The sequence below is a fragment of the Streptomyces sp. NPDC037100 genome, assembly GCF_055606225.1.
On sequence record NZ_JBVJSX010000003.1, the window covers coordinates 62,987 to 78,351 of the forward strand.

At 72.6% G+C, this 15,365-nt stretch carries 14 protein-coding genes, 2 tRNA genes and 1 other RNA gene; 5 read left to right on the forward strand and 12 right to left on the reverse strand.

The genetic code is table 11. The features are described 5' to 3' along the window. Window positions 1–4 precede the first annotated feature (4 nt). Window positions 5–80, forward strand: a tRNA-Gly gene (locus tag ACZ7EG_RS10330). Between the two features lie 82 nt (window positions 81–162). On the opposite strand, the gene ACZ7EG_RS10335 is transcribed toward ACZ7EG_RS10330, so the two are convergent. From ACZ7EG_RS10335 to ffs, 6 genes are all read right to left on the reverse strand, one after another. Continuing rightward, the gene (locus ACZ7EG_RS10335) at window positions 163–1,062 is read right to left on the reverse strand and encodes a phosphoribosylaminoimidazolesuccinocarboxamide synthase (protein WP_471075076.1); all 900 of its coding nucleotides are present in this window, start codon (window positions 1,060–1,062) and stop codon (window positions 163–165) included. Between the two features lie 69 nt (window positions 1,063–1,131). Then, a complete protein-coding gene (locus ACZ7EG_RS10340) occupies window positions 1,132–2,607 on the reverse strand; it encodes a N,N-dimethylformamidase beta subunit family domain-containing protein (RefSeq protein ID WP_471075079.1) in 1,476 nt (491 codons plus the stop codon). 286 nt (window positions 2,608–2,893) lie between these two features. Further along, window positions 2,894–4,825, reverse strand: coding sequence for a hypothetical protein (locus tag ACZ7EG_RS10345; protein WP_471077021.1), 1,932 nt, complete (start codon window positions 4,823–4,825; stop codon window positions 2,894–2,896). Between the two features lie 419 nt (window positions 4,826–5,244). Next, entirely contained in the window at window positions 5,245–6,495 is a 1,251-nt protein-coding gene (purD, locus tag ACZ7EG_RS10350) for a phosphoribosylamine--glycine ligase (protein ID WP_471075082.1), read from the reverse strand. Between the two features lie 149 nt (window positions 6,496–6,644). Continuing rightward, a complete protein-coding gene (locus tag ACZ7EG_RS10355; RefSeq protein WP_471075085.1) occupies window positions 6,645–9,206 on the reverse strand; it encodes a DNA polymerase III subunit gamma and tau in 2,562 nt (853 codons plus the stop codon). Window positions 9,207–9,320: 114 nt separating this feature from the next. After that, window positions 9,321–9,415, reverse strand: an RNA gene (gene ffs, locus ACZ7EG_RS10360) — signal recognition particle sRNA small type. A gap of 73 nt (window positions 9,416–9,488) precedes the next feature. Here ffs and ACZ7EG_RS10365 point away from each other — a divergent pair. The 3 genes from ACZ7EG_RS10365 to ACZ7EG_RS10375 all read left to right on the forward strand — a co-directional run bounded on the left by ACZ7EG_RS10365 (window position 9,489) and on the right by ACZ7EG_RS10375 (window position 10,837). Then, window positions 9,489–9,576 (forward strand) — tRNA-Ser (locus ACZ7EG_RS10365). A gap of 367 nt (window positions 9,577–9,943) precedes the next feature. After that, window positions 9,944–10,573, forward strand: coding sequence for an SCO4651 family lipoprotein (locus ACZ7EG_RS10370; RefSeq protein WP_471075088.1), 630 nt, complete (start codon window positions 9,944–9,946; stop codon window positions 10,571–10,573). Between the two features lie 3 nt (window positions 10,574–10,576). Then, on the forward strand, window positions 10,577–10,837 hold the full coding sequence (locus tag ACZ7EG_RS10375; protein WP_471075091.1) for a hypothetical protein: 261 nt from the start codon (window positions 10,577–10,579) through the stop codon (window positions 10,835–10,837). A 169-nt stretch (window positions 10,838–11,006) separates the two neighbouring features. Here the strand turns inward: ACZ7EG_RS10375 and gap are convergent, their stop codons facing one another. The 5 genes from gap to ACZ7EG_RS10400 all read right to left on the reverse strand — a co-directional run bounded on the left by gap (window position 11,007) and on the right by ACZ7EG_RS10400 (window position 14,293). Continuing rightward, window positions 11,007–12,005, reverse strand: a complete 999-nt coding sequence (gap, locus tag ACZ7EG_RS10380; protein ID WP_471075094.1) for a type I glyceraldehyde-3-phosphate dehydrogenase — start codon at window positions 12,003–12,005, stop codon at window positions 11,007–11,009. A 271-nt stretch (window positions 12,006–12,276) separates the two neighbouring features. Further along, window positions 12,277–13,233, reverse strand: a complete 957-nt coding sequence (locus ACZ7EG_RS10385; protein ID WP_471075097.1) for a GlxA family transcriptional regulator — start codon at window positions 13,231–13,233, stop codon at window positions 12,277–12,279. Between the two features lie 96 nt (window positions 13,234–13,329). Continuing rightward, the gene (locus tag ACZ7EG_RS10390; RefSeq protein WP_471075100.1) at window positions 13,330–13,725 is read right to left on the reverse strand and encodes an amphi-Trp domain-containing protein; all 396 of its coding nucleotides are present in this window, start codon (window positions 13,723–13,725) and stop codon (window positions 13,330–13,332) included. Window positions 13,726–13,790: 65 nt separating this feature from the next. Next, window positions 13,791–14,015 carry a hypothetical protein gene (locus ACZ7EG_RS10395; RefSeq protein WP_471075103.1) on the reverse strand — a complete coding sequence of 75 codons (225 nt, stop codon included), beginning with the start codon at window positions 14,013–14,015 and terminating at the stop codon, window positions 13,791–13,793. 44 nt (window positions 14,016–14,059) lie between these two features. Then, entirely contained in the window at window positions 14,060–14,293 is a 234-nt protein-coding gene (locus ACZ7EG_RS10400) for a hypothetical protein (protein ID WP_471075106.1), read from the reverse strand. A gap of 123 nt (window positions 14,294–14,416) precedes the next feature. Here ACZ7EG_RS10400 and ACZ7EG_RS10405 point away from each other — a divergent pair, with 123 nt between their 5' ends. Continuing rightward, the gene (locus ACZ7EG_RS10405; protein WP_053670482.1) at window positions 14,417–14,638 is read left to right on the forward strand and encodes a hypothetical protein; all 222 of its coding nucleotides are present in this window, start codon (window positions 14,417–14,419) and stop codon (window positions 14,636–14,638) included. Window positions 14,639–14,914: 276 nt separating this feature from the next. Here ACZ7EG_RS10405 and ACZ7EG_RS10410 read toward each other — a convergent pair. Beyond that, window positions 14,915–15,365: MSMEG_6728 family protein (locus tag ACZ7EG_RS10410; RefSeq protein WP_471075109.1), on the reverse strand; the 451-nt coding region annotated here is incomplete at its 5' end.

Here is a 15,365-nt window from a genome sequence, read left to right on the forward strand (position 1 = left end):
GCATGCGAACGTAGCTCAGTTGGTAGAGCGCAACCTTGCCAAGGTTGAGGTCGCGAGTTCGAACCTCGTCGTTCGCTCCATCGAGAAGCCCCCCGGTTCCGGCCGGGGGGCTTTTCCGTGTCCCCCGGGGCTTTTCCGTGTCCCCGGGGGCTTCTCCGCGTCCTACGACCAGCTCGTGCCGGTCAGCCGCTCGTACGCCTCCACGTACTTGGCGCGGGTGGCGTCGACGACCTGCTGGGGCAGGGCGGGCGGCGGCTGCTCGCTCTTGCGGTCCCAGCCGGACTCCGCCGAGGTCAGCCAGTCGCGGACGAACTGCTTGTCGTACGACGGCTGCGCGCGGCCCGGCTGCCACTGGTCGGCCGGCCAGAAGCGGGAGGAGTCCGCGGTGAGGACCTCGTCCGCGAGGACCAGGTCGTCGCCCTCGAAACCGAACTCGAACTTGGTGTCCGCGAGGATGATGCCCCGCTCCCGGGCGATGTCCCGGCCGCGGGAGTAGACCGCGAGGGTCGCCTGGCGCAGCCGGGCCGCGGTGTCCGCGCCGACCTGGCGGGCGACCTCCTCGTAGGAGACGTTCTCGTCGTGCTCGCCGACCTCGGCCTTGGTGGCCGGGGTGAAGATCGGGGCGGGCAGTTCACTGCCGTCGGTCAGGCCTTCCGGCAGGGCGAGGCCGCAGACCGTGCGGGTCTCGTTGTACTCGGCGAGGCCCGAGCCGGTGAGGTAGCCGCGGGCCACGCACTCCACGGGGACCATCCGCAGCGACTTGCAGATCAGCGTGCGGCCCGCCCAGTCGGCGGGGGCGCCGTCGGGCAGTTCCGTGCTCAGGACGTGGTTCGGGACCAGGTCGGAAAGCCGGTCGAACCACCACAGGGACAGCTGCGTGAGGATCCGTCCCTTGTCGGGGATCTCGGTCGGCAGCACCCAGTCGTAGGCGGAGATGCGGTCGCTGGCGACCATCACGAGGTCGCCCGCCTCGTTGCGGTACAGCTCGCGCACCTTGCCGGTGTGCAGATGCACCAGGCCCGGAACCTGGATCGGCTCGGGCTTTTCGACGAATCCGGACACGGTTCCTCCCCGTGGTTCTGTCCAAGTGGCTCGATTCTCCCGTATGCGAGCTTGATCACGGACAGTGGGTCAGTCGCGTTTGCAGATGCGGTCCAGGAGATTGGCGGTCGCCCGCTGTATGCGCGTGTCGACGTGGCCGGGTCGGTCCAGGGCCGGGGACCAGGCGAACGTTCCTGCTGCGAAGACCCAGGCGCCGGAGGGGGCGCGGTACAGGGACGTCTCCTGATGGCGCGCGGTGCCTTCCTTGTCGGTGTACGGGGAGTGGGCGAGCAGCGTGCGCTCCTCGTGCTCGGGCAGCGCGGTGCGCGGGAAGTAACGGTCCGCCTCACCCGCCACGAGGTTGTCGATCTCGTCGCCCTCGTGCGCCCCGGTGGCCTCCCACAGCCAGTGCCCGGCGTTGCGCACGATCAGCGGGTGCGGCTCGGGGACGGGCCCGGCGTACTGGATGCCCAGGAGCTGTTGTTCGGCCCGGTCGATCTCCCGCCACAGCACCGGCTTGCCCGGGCCCCGGCGCTTGCGGCAGGTCAGCAGCCGGTCGGGCACGCCGGACGGGGAGGGGCCCAGCTCCACCTGCCAGTACAGGGAGTTCGCGGAGAGGAAGACCAGCGAGGTGCCGGCGTCGCGGGCGAGCTCCACGGTGGTGCGCATGGCGGCCGACCAGTACTCGTCGTGGCCCGGGAAGACCAGACCGCGGTAGCGGGTGGGGTCGACGCGGCCCGCGTGCAGGTCGCTGGCGTCGGCGTAGGCGAGGTCGTAGCCGTAGCGCTCGGCCCAGCGGATGAAGTCGTAGGCGTGGCCGACGTGTAAGGGAAGGCCCGCGCCCGCGTACGGGCGGTCGAAGGAGACCGTCGTGGCGGCCTCGGACTCGCCGAGCAGCGTGCCTTTCTCGTCCCAGGCGTGGTAGAGGCTGGCGCCCGTGCGCCCGTCCTCCGGATAGAGGTTGTACGCCTGCCAGGTGACGTCGGGCAGTACGAGCAGCAGGTCGGCGGGCTGGTCGTGGCGGACGGTGAAGGGGACGTGGGAGCGGTAGCCGTCGGCGGTGGTGAGGACGGCGACGTACGCGCCGATGTTCCAGTACGAGGGGACCTGCAGCCGCCAGGACAGCCACCAGTGGTGGCAGGAGACCGTACGGTCCGCGGTGAGCGGCGCGGGCTGGACGATGCCGGACAGACGCGGGCTGGTGGTGATCTTCGCGGCGCCGTCACCGCCGTAGTGGCCGATGCGGTAGATGTCGACGGCGAACTGCTGCGGCGGGTCGACGGTGATGTGGAAGTCGATGGCTTCGCCGGGCGCCACCGCGCCGGTGGAGGTGAAGCCCTTGATCTGGCGGTTGACGTCGTCGGCCGCGCGGGGGCCGCCCGAGCGGCTGCCCTTCTTGGACGGGTGGGGGGCGTCCTGGTCCACGTACCAGGGGACGACCTGGCCCGAGTCGTCGAAGTACGTCACCGTGCCGCGCAGCCACGGAACGGGGCCCTGTCCGAAGGGATCCGTCACGGCATGCGCCAGCGCTCCCGACTCCCAGCGGCGGATCTGCTCCGAACCCATGACTGCTTCCCTCCCCTTGGCCCCCGTGGTGATGCGTGCCGGTGTGATGCGTGCCGGTGTGGTGCGTGCCGGTCTGGCGTGTGCCCGTGCGGTGTTCTGTGGTGTGGGCGGTGTGCCGTGGTGCGTGCGGTGCGTGCGGTGCGTGCGACGCCTTCGTGCTTATGTGCTTGTCGTATGTCGCAAGCTCTTGCCATGCACGCGAACGGTCCAAGCACATCACATGACGCGCGCGCTTCGTCACTGTTCGTTTCGAATTGGCCAGAACCGGAAGAAGATGCTCCGGTGGTCAGCCGAGACGGACCGGCTTCTCCGGGCGTATGCCGAGCTGGGACAGCCAGACCCGCAGGGGGGTGGCGTCGCCGTCCTCGATGAGGGTGAGGACCTTGGGCGCCAGATCGGCCGTGCGCTCGCCGTCGACGAGGAGGGTCGGGCCGTCCAGCCAGTCCAGGCCCGGGGTCGCGCCGGCGGTGTCCATCGCGGCGCAGCAGACCATCGCCGTGAGGTGGTCGGCGAGCAGCTCTCGGGCGGTGCGCGGGGGCTGGAGGGGGAAGAGGGGGAGGGCCCGGTCGTCCCAGAGGGCGGCGAGGTCGGTGGTGGGGGACGGCGCGGCCGGCGTCGGGGTCGCCGCCGGGGAGGGCGCGGCTTCTTCCCTGGCCAGTTCGGCGCTGAGCCGGGCGGCGAGGGTGGCGCTGGGGGCCGTGGTACCGGAGAGGTCCTCGTCGTCGAGAGCGTCGGTTGTGGCGGTGGTGCCCGGGGTGGTGCCCGGGGTGATGCTCGTGGTGCCTCCGGTGCCGGGCCTGGGTGTGGCGGGGGCGGGGGCTTCGGGTGGTGCGGTGTCCGGTCTGGAACCGGTCGGATGTGCTGCGGGGTCACCCGTCGGGTCCGCTGCCGGGTCCGCCGCGGGGCTGCCGGCTCCGGCGGTCTCGGTCGTACCCGCGGGGCCCGTGTCCGTGAGGTGGTCGAGGACGCGGGACAGGGTCGGGGCGTCGGCGGCGGAGGCGGTGGGGCCGGTGGCGGGCCGGACGCCCATCGCGTCCAGGACGCGGTGGAGCCGGGCCGCGTCGAGGCGCCACTTGCGGTCCACGACCTCGTCCGGATACTCGCTCCAGTCCACCGGCGACCAGTCGGGCCCGGGCCCTGCGGGGCCACCGTGGAAGAGGCGGGCGGCGAGGAGGGAGGCGGCTTCGTCGACCGTTCCCGGCTCCTCCAGCAGATCGCAGGCCGGCCGCTCACCCAGCCGGGACGCGAAGCCCTCGGCCAGACGGTCGCGCCGGGACAGCTCCGTGAGCGCCGCGACCACACCGGCGTCCAGCCGGGACGGCCAGCGCCCCATCCGCCAGGCGGGCAGCGCGACCCGGGTCAGCAGCCGGTCCCAGCCCGCGTAGGCCAAGCCCACCTGCTCCTGGGCGACGATCCGCAGCCCGTAGTCCACAGCCTGTGCACGCTCCGCGGCCGCGGCCGCCACGCCCCGCTCCATCTCGGCGGCATGGATCCGGCAGCTCCGCAGCAGAAGCCGGGCGACCCGGCCGACCCCGGCGAGCACCGCCCGCGACACCGGGTCGCGGCGGGGCGCCGACGCCACGGCCACCGCCGCGTCCAGGCCCCGGACGAAGCGCCGGGCGGCGGCTATGTCCGGCTGGGCCGAGGGGCCCGTACCGGCGATGACCGGGGCGAGGACCGCGCGCAGCTCTCCGACCCGCATCCACCACAGGAACGGGGAGCCGATGACGAGGACCGGCGCGACGGGTTGCCGGCGCTGCGCCTGCTTCCCCGCCCCCGCGATGTCCTGGTGCTCCTCGACCGGCGGCGGGGCGTGGGACGGGTGGGTGCGGTCCTCGAGCCAGCTGTCGCAGTCCGGGGTGAGCGCTATGGCGGAGGGCGCGGGGACGTCGAGGCGGTCGGCGAGGTCGCGCACCATCCGGTACAGGTCGGGGGCGGCCTCCTCGGTGACCGGGACGGTCGGGCTCATGGCCGGCCGGGCACGGGCGACGACCAGGGCGATCCCGGCCGCGGCGAGCAGCACGAGGGCCGCGACCGGCGTCAGTACGGCCCGGGCCGCGTCCCAGACGGGGCCCTCCAGGCGGTCACCGGCGGCGCCCGCGAGCATGATCACGGCGACGGCGGCCGGCAGCAGTGCGACGGCCAGGGCACGGCTGCGGATGCGCAGCACGGCCAGTGCGCGTGCCCGCGCGACCTGCGCGCCCGCTTCCACACCCATTCCGGTCACGACCGACCTCACCCCCTCCCCGTTGACCCGATGCTTGCCTTGCTCACTCCCCCACTGTGGCACCCGCCACTGACATCGCAATGCCGGTGGGCCAAGTGCCGGAACGCTTGCGCCGCACCCTAGTTGGGGCTCCGCCCCCCGTCAGCCGGATACGGGACCGGTCACTCGATGGAATGGCTTTGGGGAAAGGTGGATGACGGACAGCGAGCATCAGGCCCCCGTCTCCCGCACAGTTCAGGCCACCGCTCAGCCCACTCGTCCGGCCACCGCCTCCCCGATACGTCAGGCCACTGCCTTTCCGACGTCAGGCCACCGCCTCCCCCATACGTCAGGCCCCGGATCCTGAGACGGATCCGGGGCCTGTGGGGTTCATCGGCGGCGGTGGTTTGCCTGCCGGGCGCGGGCGTCGGTTACGCGCCCGCCGCCTTCGCGGCGATGTCGGTGCGGTGCTGGGAGCCGTCGAGACGGATGCGGCCGACGGCCGTGTAGGCACGGTCGCGGGCCTCGGTGAGGTCCTTGCCGGTGGCCGTCACGGACAGGACGCGGCCGCCCGCGCTGACGACGGCGTCGCCCTCCTGCCTGGTGCCGGCGTGCAGCACGTACGCGTGCGGGGCGTCCTGGGCGGCGACCTCCTCCAGACCGGTGATCGGGTCGCCGGTGCGCGGGGTGCCGGGGTAGTTGTGCGAGGCGACGACCACGGTGACGGCCGCGTCGTCGCTCCAGCGCAGCGGCTCCAGGTGGGCCAGGTTGCCGGTGGCGGCCGCCATCAGCAGACCGGCCAGCGGCGTCTTCAGCCGGGCCAGCACGACCTGGGTCTCGGGGTCGCCGAACCGGGCGTTGAACTCGATCACGCGGACCCCGCGGGAGGTGATCGCGAGACCGGCGTAGAGCAGGCCGGAGAACGGCGTGCCGCGCCGCTGCATCTCGTCCACGGTCGGCTGCAGCACGGTCTGCAAGACCTCGTCGACCAGCTTCGGGTCGGCCCACGGCAGCGGGGAGTACGCGCCCATGCCGCCGGTGTTGGGGCCCTCGTCGCCGTCCAGGGCGCGCTTGAAGTCCTGGGCGGGCTGGAGCGGTACGACCGTCTCGCCGTCGGTCACGGCGAACAGGGAGACCTCGGGGCCGTCGAGGTACTCCTCGATGACCACGCGCTCGCAGGCCGCCGCGTGGGCCCGGGCCGCTTCGAGGTCCTCCGTGACGACGACACCCTTGCCGGCGGCGAGCCCGTCGTCCTTCACGACGTATGGAGCGCCGAAGGCGTCGAGGGCCGTGTCGACCTCTTCCGCCGTCGTGCAGACGTACGACCGGGCCGTGGGCACCTCGGCCGCCGCCATGACGTCCTTCGCGAAGGCCTTGGAGCCTTCGAGCTGCGCGGCCCGGCCGGACGGGCCGAAGACCGGAATGCCCGCGTCGCGCACGGCGTCGGCGACACCGGCGACCAGCGGGGCCTCCGGGCCGACGACGACGAGCTCCGCGCCGAGGCGCGTGGCCAGCGCGGTGACGGCGGCGCCGTCCAGGGCGTCGACCTGGTGCAGCTCGGCGACCTCGGCGATGCCGGCGTTGCCGGGCGCGCAGTGCAGCGCGGTGACGTCGGGGTCGTGGGACAGGGAGTGGCACAGGGCGTGTTCGCGGGCGCCGCTGCCGATGACGAGGACCTTCACGGGGATCAGCCTAACGGCAGAAGCCGGCTTCTCCTTGTGCGGGCTTCCGAAGGGAGGAGGGATCTTGAGCTGGAGGTTCCTCCAAGACAGGCCCGGTCGCCGTGGCGTCCGCGTGGGGCGGCCGGGCTGTTTCGCTCGTGCACCCCGGGCTATTCGTTCGTGAACTCCTCGACGACCGTCGCCCCCAGCTCGCGGACGATCAGTTCCTGGCCGGAGAGGGCCGACTCGTCGAGGTCGGGGTCGTCGTCCTCGGGGATGTCCTCCTCGACGGAGACGTGCCGCGGCTGCGGGGCGGACGGCTGGGGGACGGAGGCGCTCGGCGCGGAGGCCGGGCCGGAGGTCGCAGCGGGAGTGGGGCCGCTCGACTGCTGGGCGGGAGCGGCCGGGGGAGCCGACGGGGACGGGGCGGAGCGCTGGGCCGTGGCCGTACCGCCGCCCGCGTTGTATCCGCCGCCGGAGGTGTGACCGCCACCGCCGGAGTGGTGGCTGCCGGTGCTGGGACCGCCGGCGGCGTTGTAGCCGCCACCGCCGCCGAACCCGGAGGGGCCGCCCGGCGCCGGCGGTGCGGAGCCGCCCGACGGGTCGACGATCGCCTCGATCTTCCACTGGACGTTGAACTGTTCGCCCAGCGCCTGCCGCAGCACGTCCTCACTGCCGCTGCTCAGGAAGTTGTCCCGCGCGCCGGCGTTGACGAAGCCGAGCTGCAGGGTCGTGCCGTCGAAGCCTGCCACCTGGGCGTTCTGGCTGAGCAGGATCCAGGTGAAGCGCCGGCGGTTCTTGACCGCCTCCAGGATGTTCGGCCAGAGCATGCGGGGGTCGAGACCGCCGCCGCCCGTGGGAGCGGGACCGGAGGCGGGGGCCGCGGGCGTCGGGGCCGGAGCCGAGGGCTGGGCCGCCGGTGCGCTGCTGGTCGCGGGGGTGCTCGTCGGCGGAGTGTGTGCCGGTGGGGTGTGTGCCGGCGGGGTGTTCGAGGCGGGGGCGCCCGGGGCTGCCGTGGGCCAGCCGCCGGGGCGACGACCGCCGCTTCCGGCGGAGGCGGCGGTGGGCCAGGCGCCCGGGGCGGACTGGGCTGGTGCCGACTGGGCCGGTGCCGACTGGGCGGGTCCTGCGGGAGCGGAGGCGGCCGGGCCCTCGGCGGGGGGCCGGGCGGTGTCCGGCCCCCCGGGAGCGGAGGGTCCGCCCTGGGCGCTGGGAGCGGGAGCATGAGCCGGGGGCGTGCCTGGTGCCGACGGCGGCATCCCCTGGGCCGCCGGCGAAGGGCCGGAGCCGACCGCAGGGCCGGAGCCGGCCGCAGGCGCCGCATGGCCGCCTCCACCGACACCACCACCGGCGCCGTTGCCCGGTGCTCCGGACGCACGGACCGCCGCACGGGCCGCGGCCGGGCCACCGCCCGGTGGCACCGGAGCGCCGCCACCCATCTGGGCCGAAGCGGCGCCGCCCCCGTGAACCGGAGCGCCGCCCGCCTGAACCGCAGCGGCCGCGGCTCCCCCGTGGCCCTCCGGCCCGGGTGCGTATCCCATGGCGGGCATGCCGACAGGGCCGGCGGAGTAGTTCACGCCGCGCTCGATCCGGTCGAGGCGGGCCATGACGGAGCGCTCGTCTCCGTAGGCGGCGGGGAGCAGGACGCGGGCGCAGATCAGTTCGAGCTGGAGACGGGGCGAGTGGGCGCCGCGCATCTCGGTCAGGCCCTCGTTGACGAGGTCGGCCGCACGGCTCAGCTCGGCGGGGCCGAAGGTGGCGGCCTGGGCCTGCATGCGCTCGATCACATCGGCGGGGGCGTCGATGAGCCCCTTCTCCGCCGCGTCCGGGACGGCGGCGAGGATCACCAGGTCGCGCAGCCGCTCCAGGAGGTCGGCGACGAAGCGGCGGGGGTCGTTCCCGCCCTCGATCACGCGGTCGACGACCTCGAAGGCCGCGGCTCCGTCTCCGGTGGCGAAGGCCTCGACGACGGAGTCGAGGAGGGAGCCGTCGGTGTATCCGAGCAGGGCGGTGGCCATGGCGTAGGTCACACCGTCCGCCGCGGCGCCGGCGAGGAGCTGGTCCATGACGGACATGGAGTCACGCACGGACCCGCCGCCCGCCCGCACGACGAGCGGCAGCACGCCGTCCTCGACGGGGATGGTCTCCTTCTGGCAGACCTGGCCGAGGTACTCCCGCAGGGTGCCCGGGGGGACCAGCCGGAAGGGGTAGTGGTGGGTCCGGGACCGGATCGTCCCGATGACCTTCTCGGGCTCGGTGGTCGCGAAGATGAACTTGAGATGCTCCGGCGGCTCCTCGACGACCTTGAGCAGCGCGTTGAAGCCGGCCGACGTGACCATGTGGGCCTCGTCGATGATGTAGATCTTGTACCGGCTGCGGGCGGGTCCGAAGAAGGCCTTCTCGCGCAGGTCACGGGCGTCGTCCACGCCACCGTGGGAAGCGGCGTCGATCTCGATGACGTCGATGGAACCGGGGCCGTTGCGGGCGAGGTCCTGACAGGACTGGCACTCACCGCACGGCGTGGGCGTGGGCCCCTGCTCGCAGTTCAGACACCGGGCCAGGATCCGCGCGCTGGTCGTCTTGCCACAGCCGCGCGGCCCGCTGAACAGGTACGCGTGGTTGACCCGGTTGTTCCGCAGCGCCTGCTGCAGCGGGTCGGTGACATGCTCCTGCCCGATGACCTCGGCGAAGGTCTCGGGGCGGTAGCGGCGGTACAGAGCGAGAGACGACACGCATACGAGGTTATAGGCGCCCACCGACATCGGGCCCGGCCCGGACCCGGCCGGGAGATCCAGCCGGGGAAGTCCGGTCCGGGAAGTCCTGTCGGGGAGGTCCCGTCCGGGAACGCAGACGCCCCCCACGCACCCGCCAGAGCCAACCTACCCTTGCTGCCTTCCGGCCCTGGGGGAGTTCAGTCAGATAGCGCCGCGTGAGGGGCTGCGCCAAGGTTACCTGATGTCGGCGGCGGGGAACGAGTTCGCGAGCACTCCTCTCGGTCATGTAATGTTCCCAGCGGAGGATTCGCCTAGAGGCCTAGGGCGCACGCTTGGAAAGCGTGTTGGGGGCAACCCCTCACGAGTTCGAATCTCGTATCCTCCGCCAGTGCCTCACCGGGCACGATGTCGAAGGGCCCCACCGTTCGCGGTGGGGCCCTTCGGCGTTGTCCGGCTCGGAGGGCCCCGAGGTGTTCGTGGGGCAGGCCATACTCGCCCGTGTGGAGGGCTTCTTGATCGGCTGCGACGCCCACGGGCAGCTCTCACCGGAGCAGGAAGAACGAGCTTCCTGAGCGGCGTTCGGACGACGTGCATGCAGCGGGCGCCCGGCGGTGCGCCCGTCGCGTGTCGCTCGCCACGACTCTGCGGATCACAGGATCCGTGCCGGGATAACCTCGCAGGTCTGGCATGGGCCAGTCGCCTTGATTCCGGGGGGAATTAGGAGAGTTTCATCGCTTGGTTCCGCAGCGCGCGGAGTGACCGGCGCGGCGTTCGCAGCTGTGCTGCTCGGTGGGGGGACGGTGGGCTGTGGAGAGGGCGCGCCGAGCGACTCCGCGCGTGCGGGCTCGTCCGGGGAGACGCCCGCAACGGCCGTGGCGAAGGCCGCGGAGAACGCCGAGCACATCAGGTCGCTCCACTACCGGGTCACCGGGACCGTGCCGGAGAGGGGCCGGCTGGAGGCCGAGGCGTCCATGCGCACGGAACCGGCGGTCATGAAGATGACGATGAACGCGTCCGGCCAGGGCGCGGACGGTCGGCTGGAGATCCGGTTCGTCGACGAGGTGATGTACGTCAGCGGGAGCGCGCTCGACTCCGGGAAGCCGGGTGGCAAGAGCTGGTTCAGCGCCGACCCGGCTGTCTGGGGACGCGGCGCGATGGACAACGAGTCCTATCGGGTGCTGCCGACTCAGCTCGAAGGCAACCCGGCCGCGCAGTCGACGATCCTGACCGCCGCCAAGGAGGTGCGGAGGATCGGGACCGAGACGATCAACGGCACCCGGACCACTCACTTCAAAGGGACCGTGACCGGTCGTGGCATCAGCGCCGCCCGCGACGCTGCGACGAACAAGGCGGCTCGGGAGCGCCAGATCGGCAACCTCGATTAGTTCATGATGCTTCGCATCGATGGCACGCTCACCATGGATCTGTGGATCGGCGACGACGACCGCACCAAGCAGTTCCGCCTGCGGGGCGACACGCGTGCCACTCGGGGCGGCTCCGACGGCCAACCGCTCGAGTTCATCGACGGCGACCCCCTCGACGTGACCTTCGCCTTCCTCGACGTCGACCAGCCGGTGGCCGTCGAGGCACCGCCCTCCGAAGACACCGCCGACCTTGCCGCGTCGGCTGACGCGGCGCAGACAGGCTGAACGACCGAGCTCGACCCGTCTGTCCGGTCGCTGGAAGCGGCACGAGGGCCTCCGGTTCGAGCCGGACCCGGATCCGACTCAAGCAGGGACCGGACCCGGATCCGACTCAAGCAGGGAGGGGGGCGGACGGCCGGACCGTCGCGGGCCGCCCTCGCCCCCGTTATCTGCCTCAGCTGCCGGCGAGGAGTTCCAGCGTGTCGATCACGCGGTTCGAGAAGCCCCACTCGTTGTCGTACCAGGCGACCACCTTGACGTGGCGGCCGTCGACGCGGGTGAGGGCCGAATCGAAGATCGACGAGGCCGGGTTGCCGGTGATGTCGGACGACACGAGCGGGTCCTCCGAGTACTCGAGGACGCCGGCGAGCGGGCCCTCCGCCGCGGTGCGGTACGCCGCCAGCACGTCCTCGCGCGTCACGTCGCGGGCGACGGTCGTGTTGAGTTCGACGATCGAGCCCACCGGGACCGGTACGCGGATCGAGTCACCCGACAGCTTGCCGTCGAGGTTCGGCAGCACCAGGCCGATCGCCTTGGCGGCGCCGGTCGTGGTCGGCACGATGTTGACGCCGGCGGCGCGGGCCCGGCGGGCGTCGCGGTGCGGGCCGTCCTGCAGGTTCTGCTCCTGCGTGTAGGCGTGCACCGTCGTCATGAAGCCGTGCTCGATGCCCGCGAGGTCGTCGAGCACCTTGGCCAGCGGGGCGAGCGCGTTGGTCGTGCAGGAGGCGTTGGAGACGATCGTGTGCACGGCCGGGTCGTAGGTGTCGGTGTTGACCCCGAACGCCAGCGTGACGTCGGCGCCGTCCGAGGGCGCGCTGACGAGTACCTTCTTCGCGCCGGCGTCGAGGTGGGCGCGGGCGGCCTTGGCCGAGGTGAAGCGGCCGGTGGCCTCCAGGACGACGTCGACGCCGAGTTCGGCCCACGGCAGCTGCGCGGGGTCGCGCTCGGCCGTCACCCTGATCCGGCGGCCGTCGACGACGAGGGCGTCCCCGTCCACGGTCACCGGGCGACCGAGCCGGCCGGCCGTCGAGTCGTAGGCGAGCAGCCGGGCGAGGGTGGCGGGCTCCGTGAGGTCGTTGACGGCGACGACGTCGAGGTCGCTGTCGCGTTCGAGCAGGGCGCGCAGCACATTGCGTCCGATGCGGCCGAATCCGTTGATCGCGATGCGCGTCATGAGTGGTGTGTCCCTTCGATCTCTCCGGTTCGCCACCAGGCTCGCGTCCGGCGTCCGCGCGTGACAGCGGCGGGATCGCCAGGGTTCAAAAGGATCGCGCCAGCGGACGCAGGCCTTCCGAGAAAGGGTCGCGTCAGCGGATGCAGGCCTTCCGCGAAAGGATCGCGCCAGCGGACGCCGCCCCTCCGCGAAAGGATCGCGCCAGCGGACGCCACCCCTCCGCGAAAGGATCGCGCCAGCGGACGCCGCCCCTCCGCGCCGCGTGGCGGGGCTACTCGCCGCGGGCGAAGGTGTGCCGGTACTCGCTCGGTGTGGTGCCGAGGATGCGCTGGAAATGCAGCCGCAGATTCGCGCCGGTCCCCAGGCCTACGTCGGCGGCGATCTGCTCGACGCTGCGTTCCGAACGCTCCAGCAGCTCACGGGCCACGTCGATGCGGGCGCGCATGACCCACTGCATCGGCGTGTACCCCGTGTCCTCGACGAAGCGCCGCGACAACGTACGCGCCGAGACCCCCGCGTGCCGCGCGAGCCCGTCGAGGGTGAGGGGCTCGCCGAGCCGGTGCAGCGCCCACTCGCGGGTGGCGGCGAACCGCTCCCCGAGCGGCTCGGGCACGCTGCGCGGCACGTACTGCGCCTGGCCGCCGCTGCGATAGGGGGCGGCGACCAGGCGCCGCGCCGCGTGGTTCGACGCGGCGACTCCGAGGTCGCCGCGCAGGATGTGCAGGCACAGGTCGATGCCCGAGGCGGCGCCCGCCGACGTCAGTACGCTGCCCTCGTCGACGAACAGGACGTTCTCGTCGACCCGGACGAGCGGATGCTTCGCCGCGAGCGCCCGTGCGTAGTGCCAGTGCGTCGTGGCGCGTCTGCCGTCGAGCAGGCCCGTCGCGGCGAGCGCGAAGGCGCCCGTGGAGATGGCGGCGAGCCGCGTGCCCCGGGTGTGGGCCGCGATCAGCGCGTCGACGACGGCCTGCGGCGGGTCGTCGCGGTCCGGGAACCGGTAGCCGGGGATGAAGACGATGTCGGCCCACGCCAGCGCGTCCAGGCCGTGGGCGACGTAGTACGACAGGCCGTCGCCACCGGTCACCAGGCCGGGTGCCGACCCGCACACGCGTACCTCGTACGGCATGCTCGCGCGGGTCGTGAACACCTGCGCGGGGATGCCGACGTCGAGCGGTTTCGCACCCGGGAGCACGAGGACGGCGACGCGGTGCAGGCGGGAGGACGGCACCGGGACAGGGTACGAGGAGCGGCGCCGGGGCCCGAGCCGGAGACCGAGCGAGCCGCCCCGAACCGCCGACCCGAACCGCCGACCGAGCCCCTCCGCTCAGGCGGATTTCGCGGTGGACCGCTTCGTACCTCTGGTCTTGCCGGTGCCCGTGCCGCTTCGGCCCGTGCCCGCGGACGCCGTCTTCCGCTTGGGCTTCTCCGCGGGCGCGTCCTCACCTGACGCGTCCGTGCGTGACGCGTCCGTGCCTGATCGCGTCGCCCGCGCCGGTGCCGTCGCCCACTTCAGCTCGATCTCCAGCTCGATCTCCCCGTCCCCTATCTCCACCTCCAGCTCGCTGTGGAGGTCGTCGGGGATCCGCAGGCCCAGCGTGCCGGGGCCGAGTTCCAGCTCGGCGTCCCCGCCTTCCCGTAGTGCGTCCGCGAGTGCCGTGAGCTGGTCGGCGGCCTCCTGGCGTGACAGGGAGCGCTTCTGCTCGAACTTGAGGTCCGTCATGGGGCCCTCCGATATGGCAGAAAGAGTGGCTATATCCATCTTGGCGTGTCGCGTGGACTCGCGCGTCAGTCACCCGTCTCCGGGCCCCAGCGCTCAGGCCCCACCCCGCGCCAGTCGATCCCCGGCACCTCCGCCACGTCCGCCGGGTCGATCTCCAGGCCTGCGCGGCGCAGGAACTCCGCGACATCCGTCACATTGTGGGCGAGGCCGAGGATCTCGCCGTCCACGCGCACGCGGCGGCCACCCGAGGGGGACGGCGGGTGCACGATCACGCGAATCGGTCCGGACATGCCTTCAGGATCATCCGGGACGTACGGTCCCGCAGGCCGGGGCGTCACCGGGGGAGCCGCTCGCGCACGTCCCCCGCCGCCCTTCCCAGCTCACGCAGCTCCCACCACGCCGCCGGGCCGGGCCGTCGCCGCTGCCAGTAGGGGTGGAAGTACGCCTGCACCGACAGCCGGTACAGGCGCCGGCGCAGCTCGGTGCGGCCGGGCCGATCGGCGAGCTGCCGGTAGGTGGCACTCCACTCCCGTTGCGCCCGGACGAGGTCGTCGGGAAACGTTCGCATGGCCGAATTCAAGCATGTGTTCGATTTATGGGGCCAGCGGAGCGCCCCGCTCACATCTCAGTTCGGGCACCGGACGTGGACAGGCGCAGCGCGAGCGGCACTACTGGGCGCATACTGAGGCCAATGACAAAGCCTGCTGCTCCCAAGCGTCATTTGCCCACCAGCCCCTTCAAGGCTCCGGTCGCCCCCGCTCCCAAGCACTTCGCCGTGGGTGACCAGGTCACGCACGACATGTACGGGCTCGGCCGGGTCATCGGCATCGAGGACGGGATCGCCGCGCTCGTGGACTTCGGTTCGGCGCACATGCGGATCCCGAGCCCGTACGCCAAGATGACCAAGCTGTAGGACCTCTGTGCCCGGTCGGGGCACGCCTGGCCCTGACCCGGGCCAGTAACGGAAAAGAGACCTCTCATCGAACCGACTTCGCTGTTCTCCGCCGTGGAAGGGCAACACAGCCGTTCCGGCGCGGCGTCGCCACCCCCGGTGACCAACCCCTTCCAGGCCCCGGACTTCGGGGAGGACGAGACCTTCCCGTTCGAGGAGGTGCCGGAGCACCCCGAGGCGACCGGGCGTCCGGCGCGCCGCAGGGCGGCTTAGTACCTGCTGGTACACCCCCGCCCGTCAGTCCCGCAGCGCCTGCTCGCCCGCGCGGTCCGACGTCGGCCAGACGTACGGCAGGTCGGCGGGGACGCCCGGGAAGAGGACCGTGTAGGTCGTGGGGTCCTTGCGGACCAAGGCCGAGCGGTGGCTCTCGTGGAAGGGGTCGTCGCCGAGCCAGGGCGGAAGTTCGCCCTCGGCGGCCAGTTGATGCTGGTCGCGGATCGGGGCGTGGGGCCGGGTCGCCGCGAGGTCGGCCACGAGCGTCGCCGCGCAGGTGTCCTGGTGGCCCTGCTCGCGCCAGACGCGGCAGACCTCCAGGCCGTAGCGCACCAGCGCCTCCTCGTAGCCGAGCCACATCTTCACGGCCGGGTGGCGGCGCCACCCGTAGCCGGGGACGACCAGGCCGCGCAGGACCTGCAGCGCCTCGACCCGCTGTTTGCCGAGCCGACGGCGGTCGAGGGCCAGGGCCGTG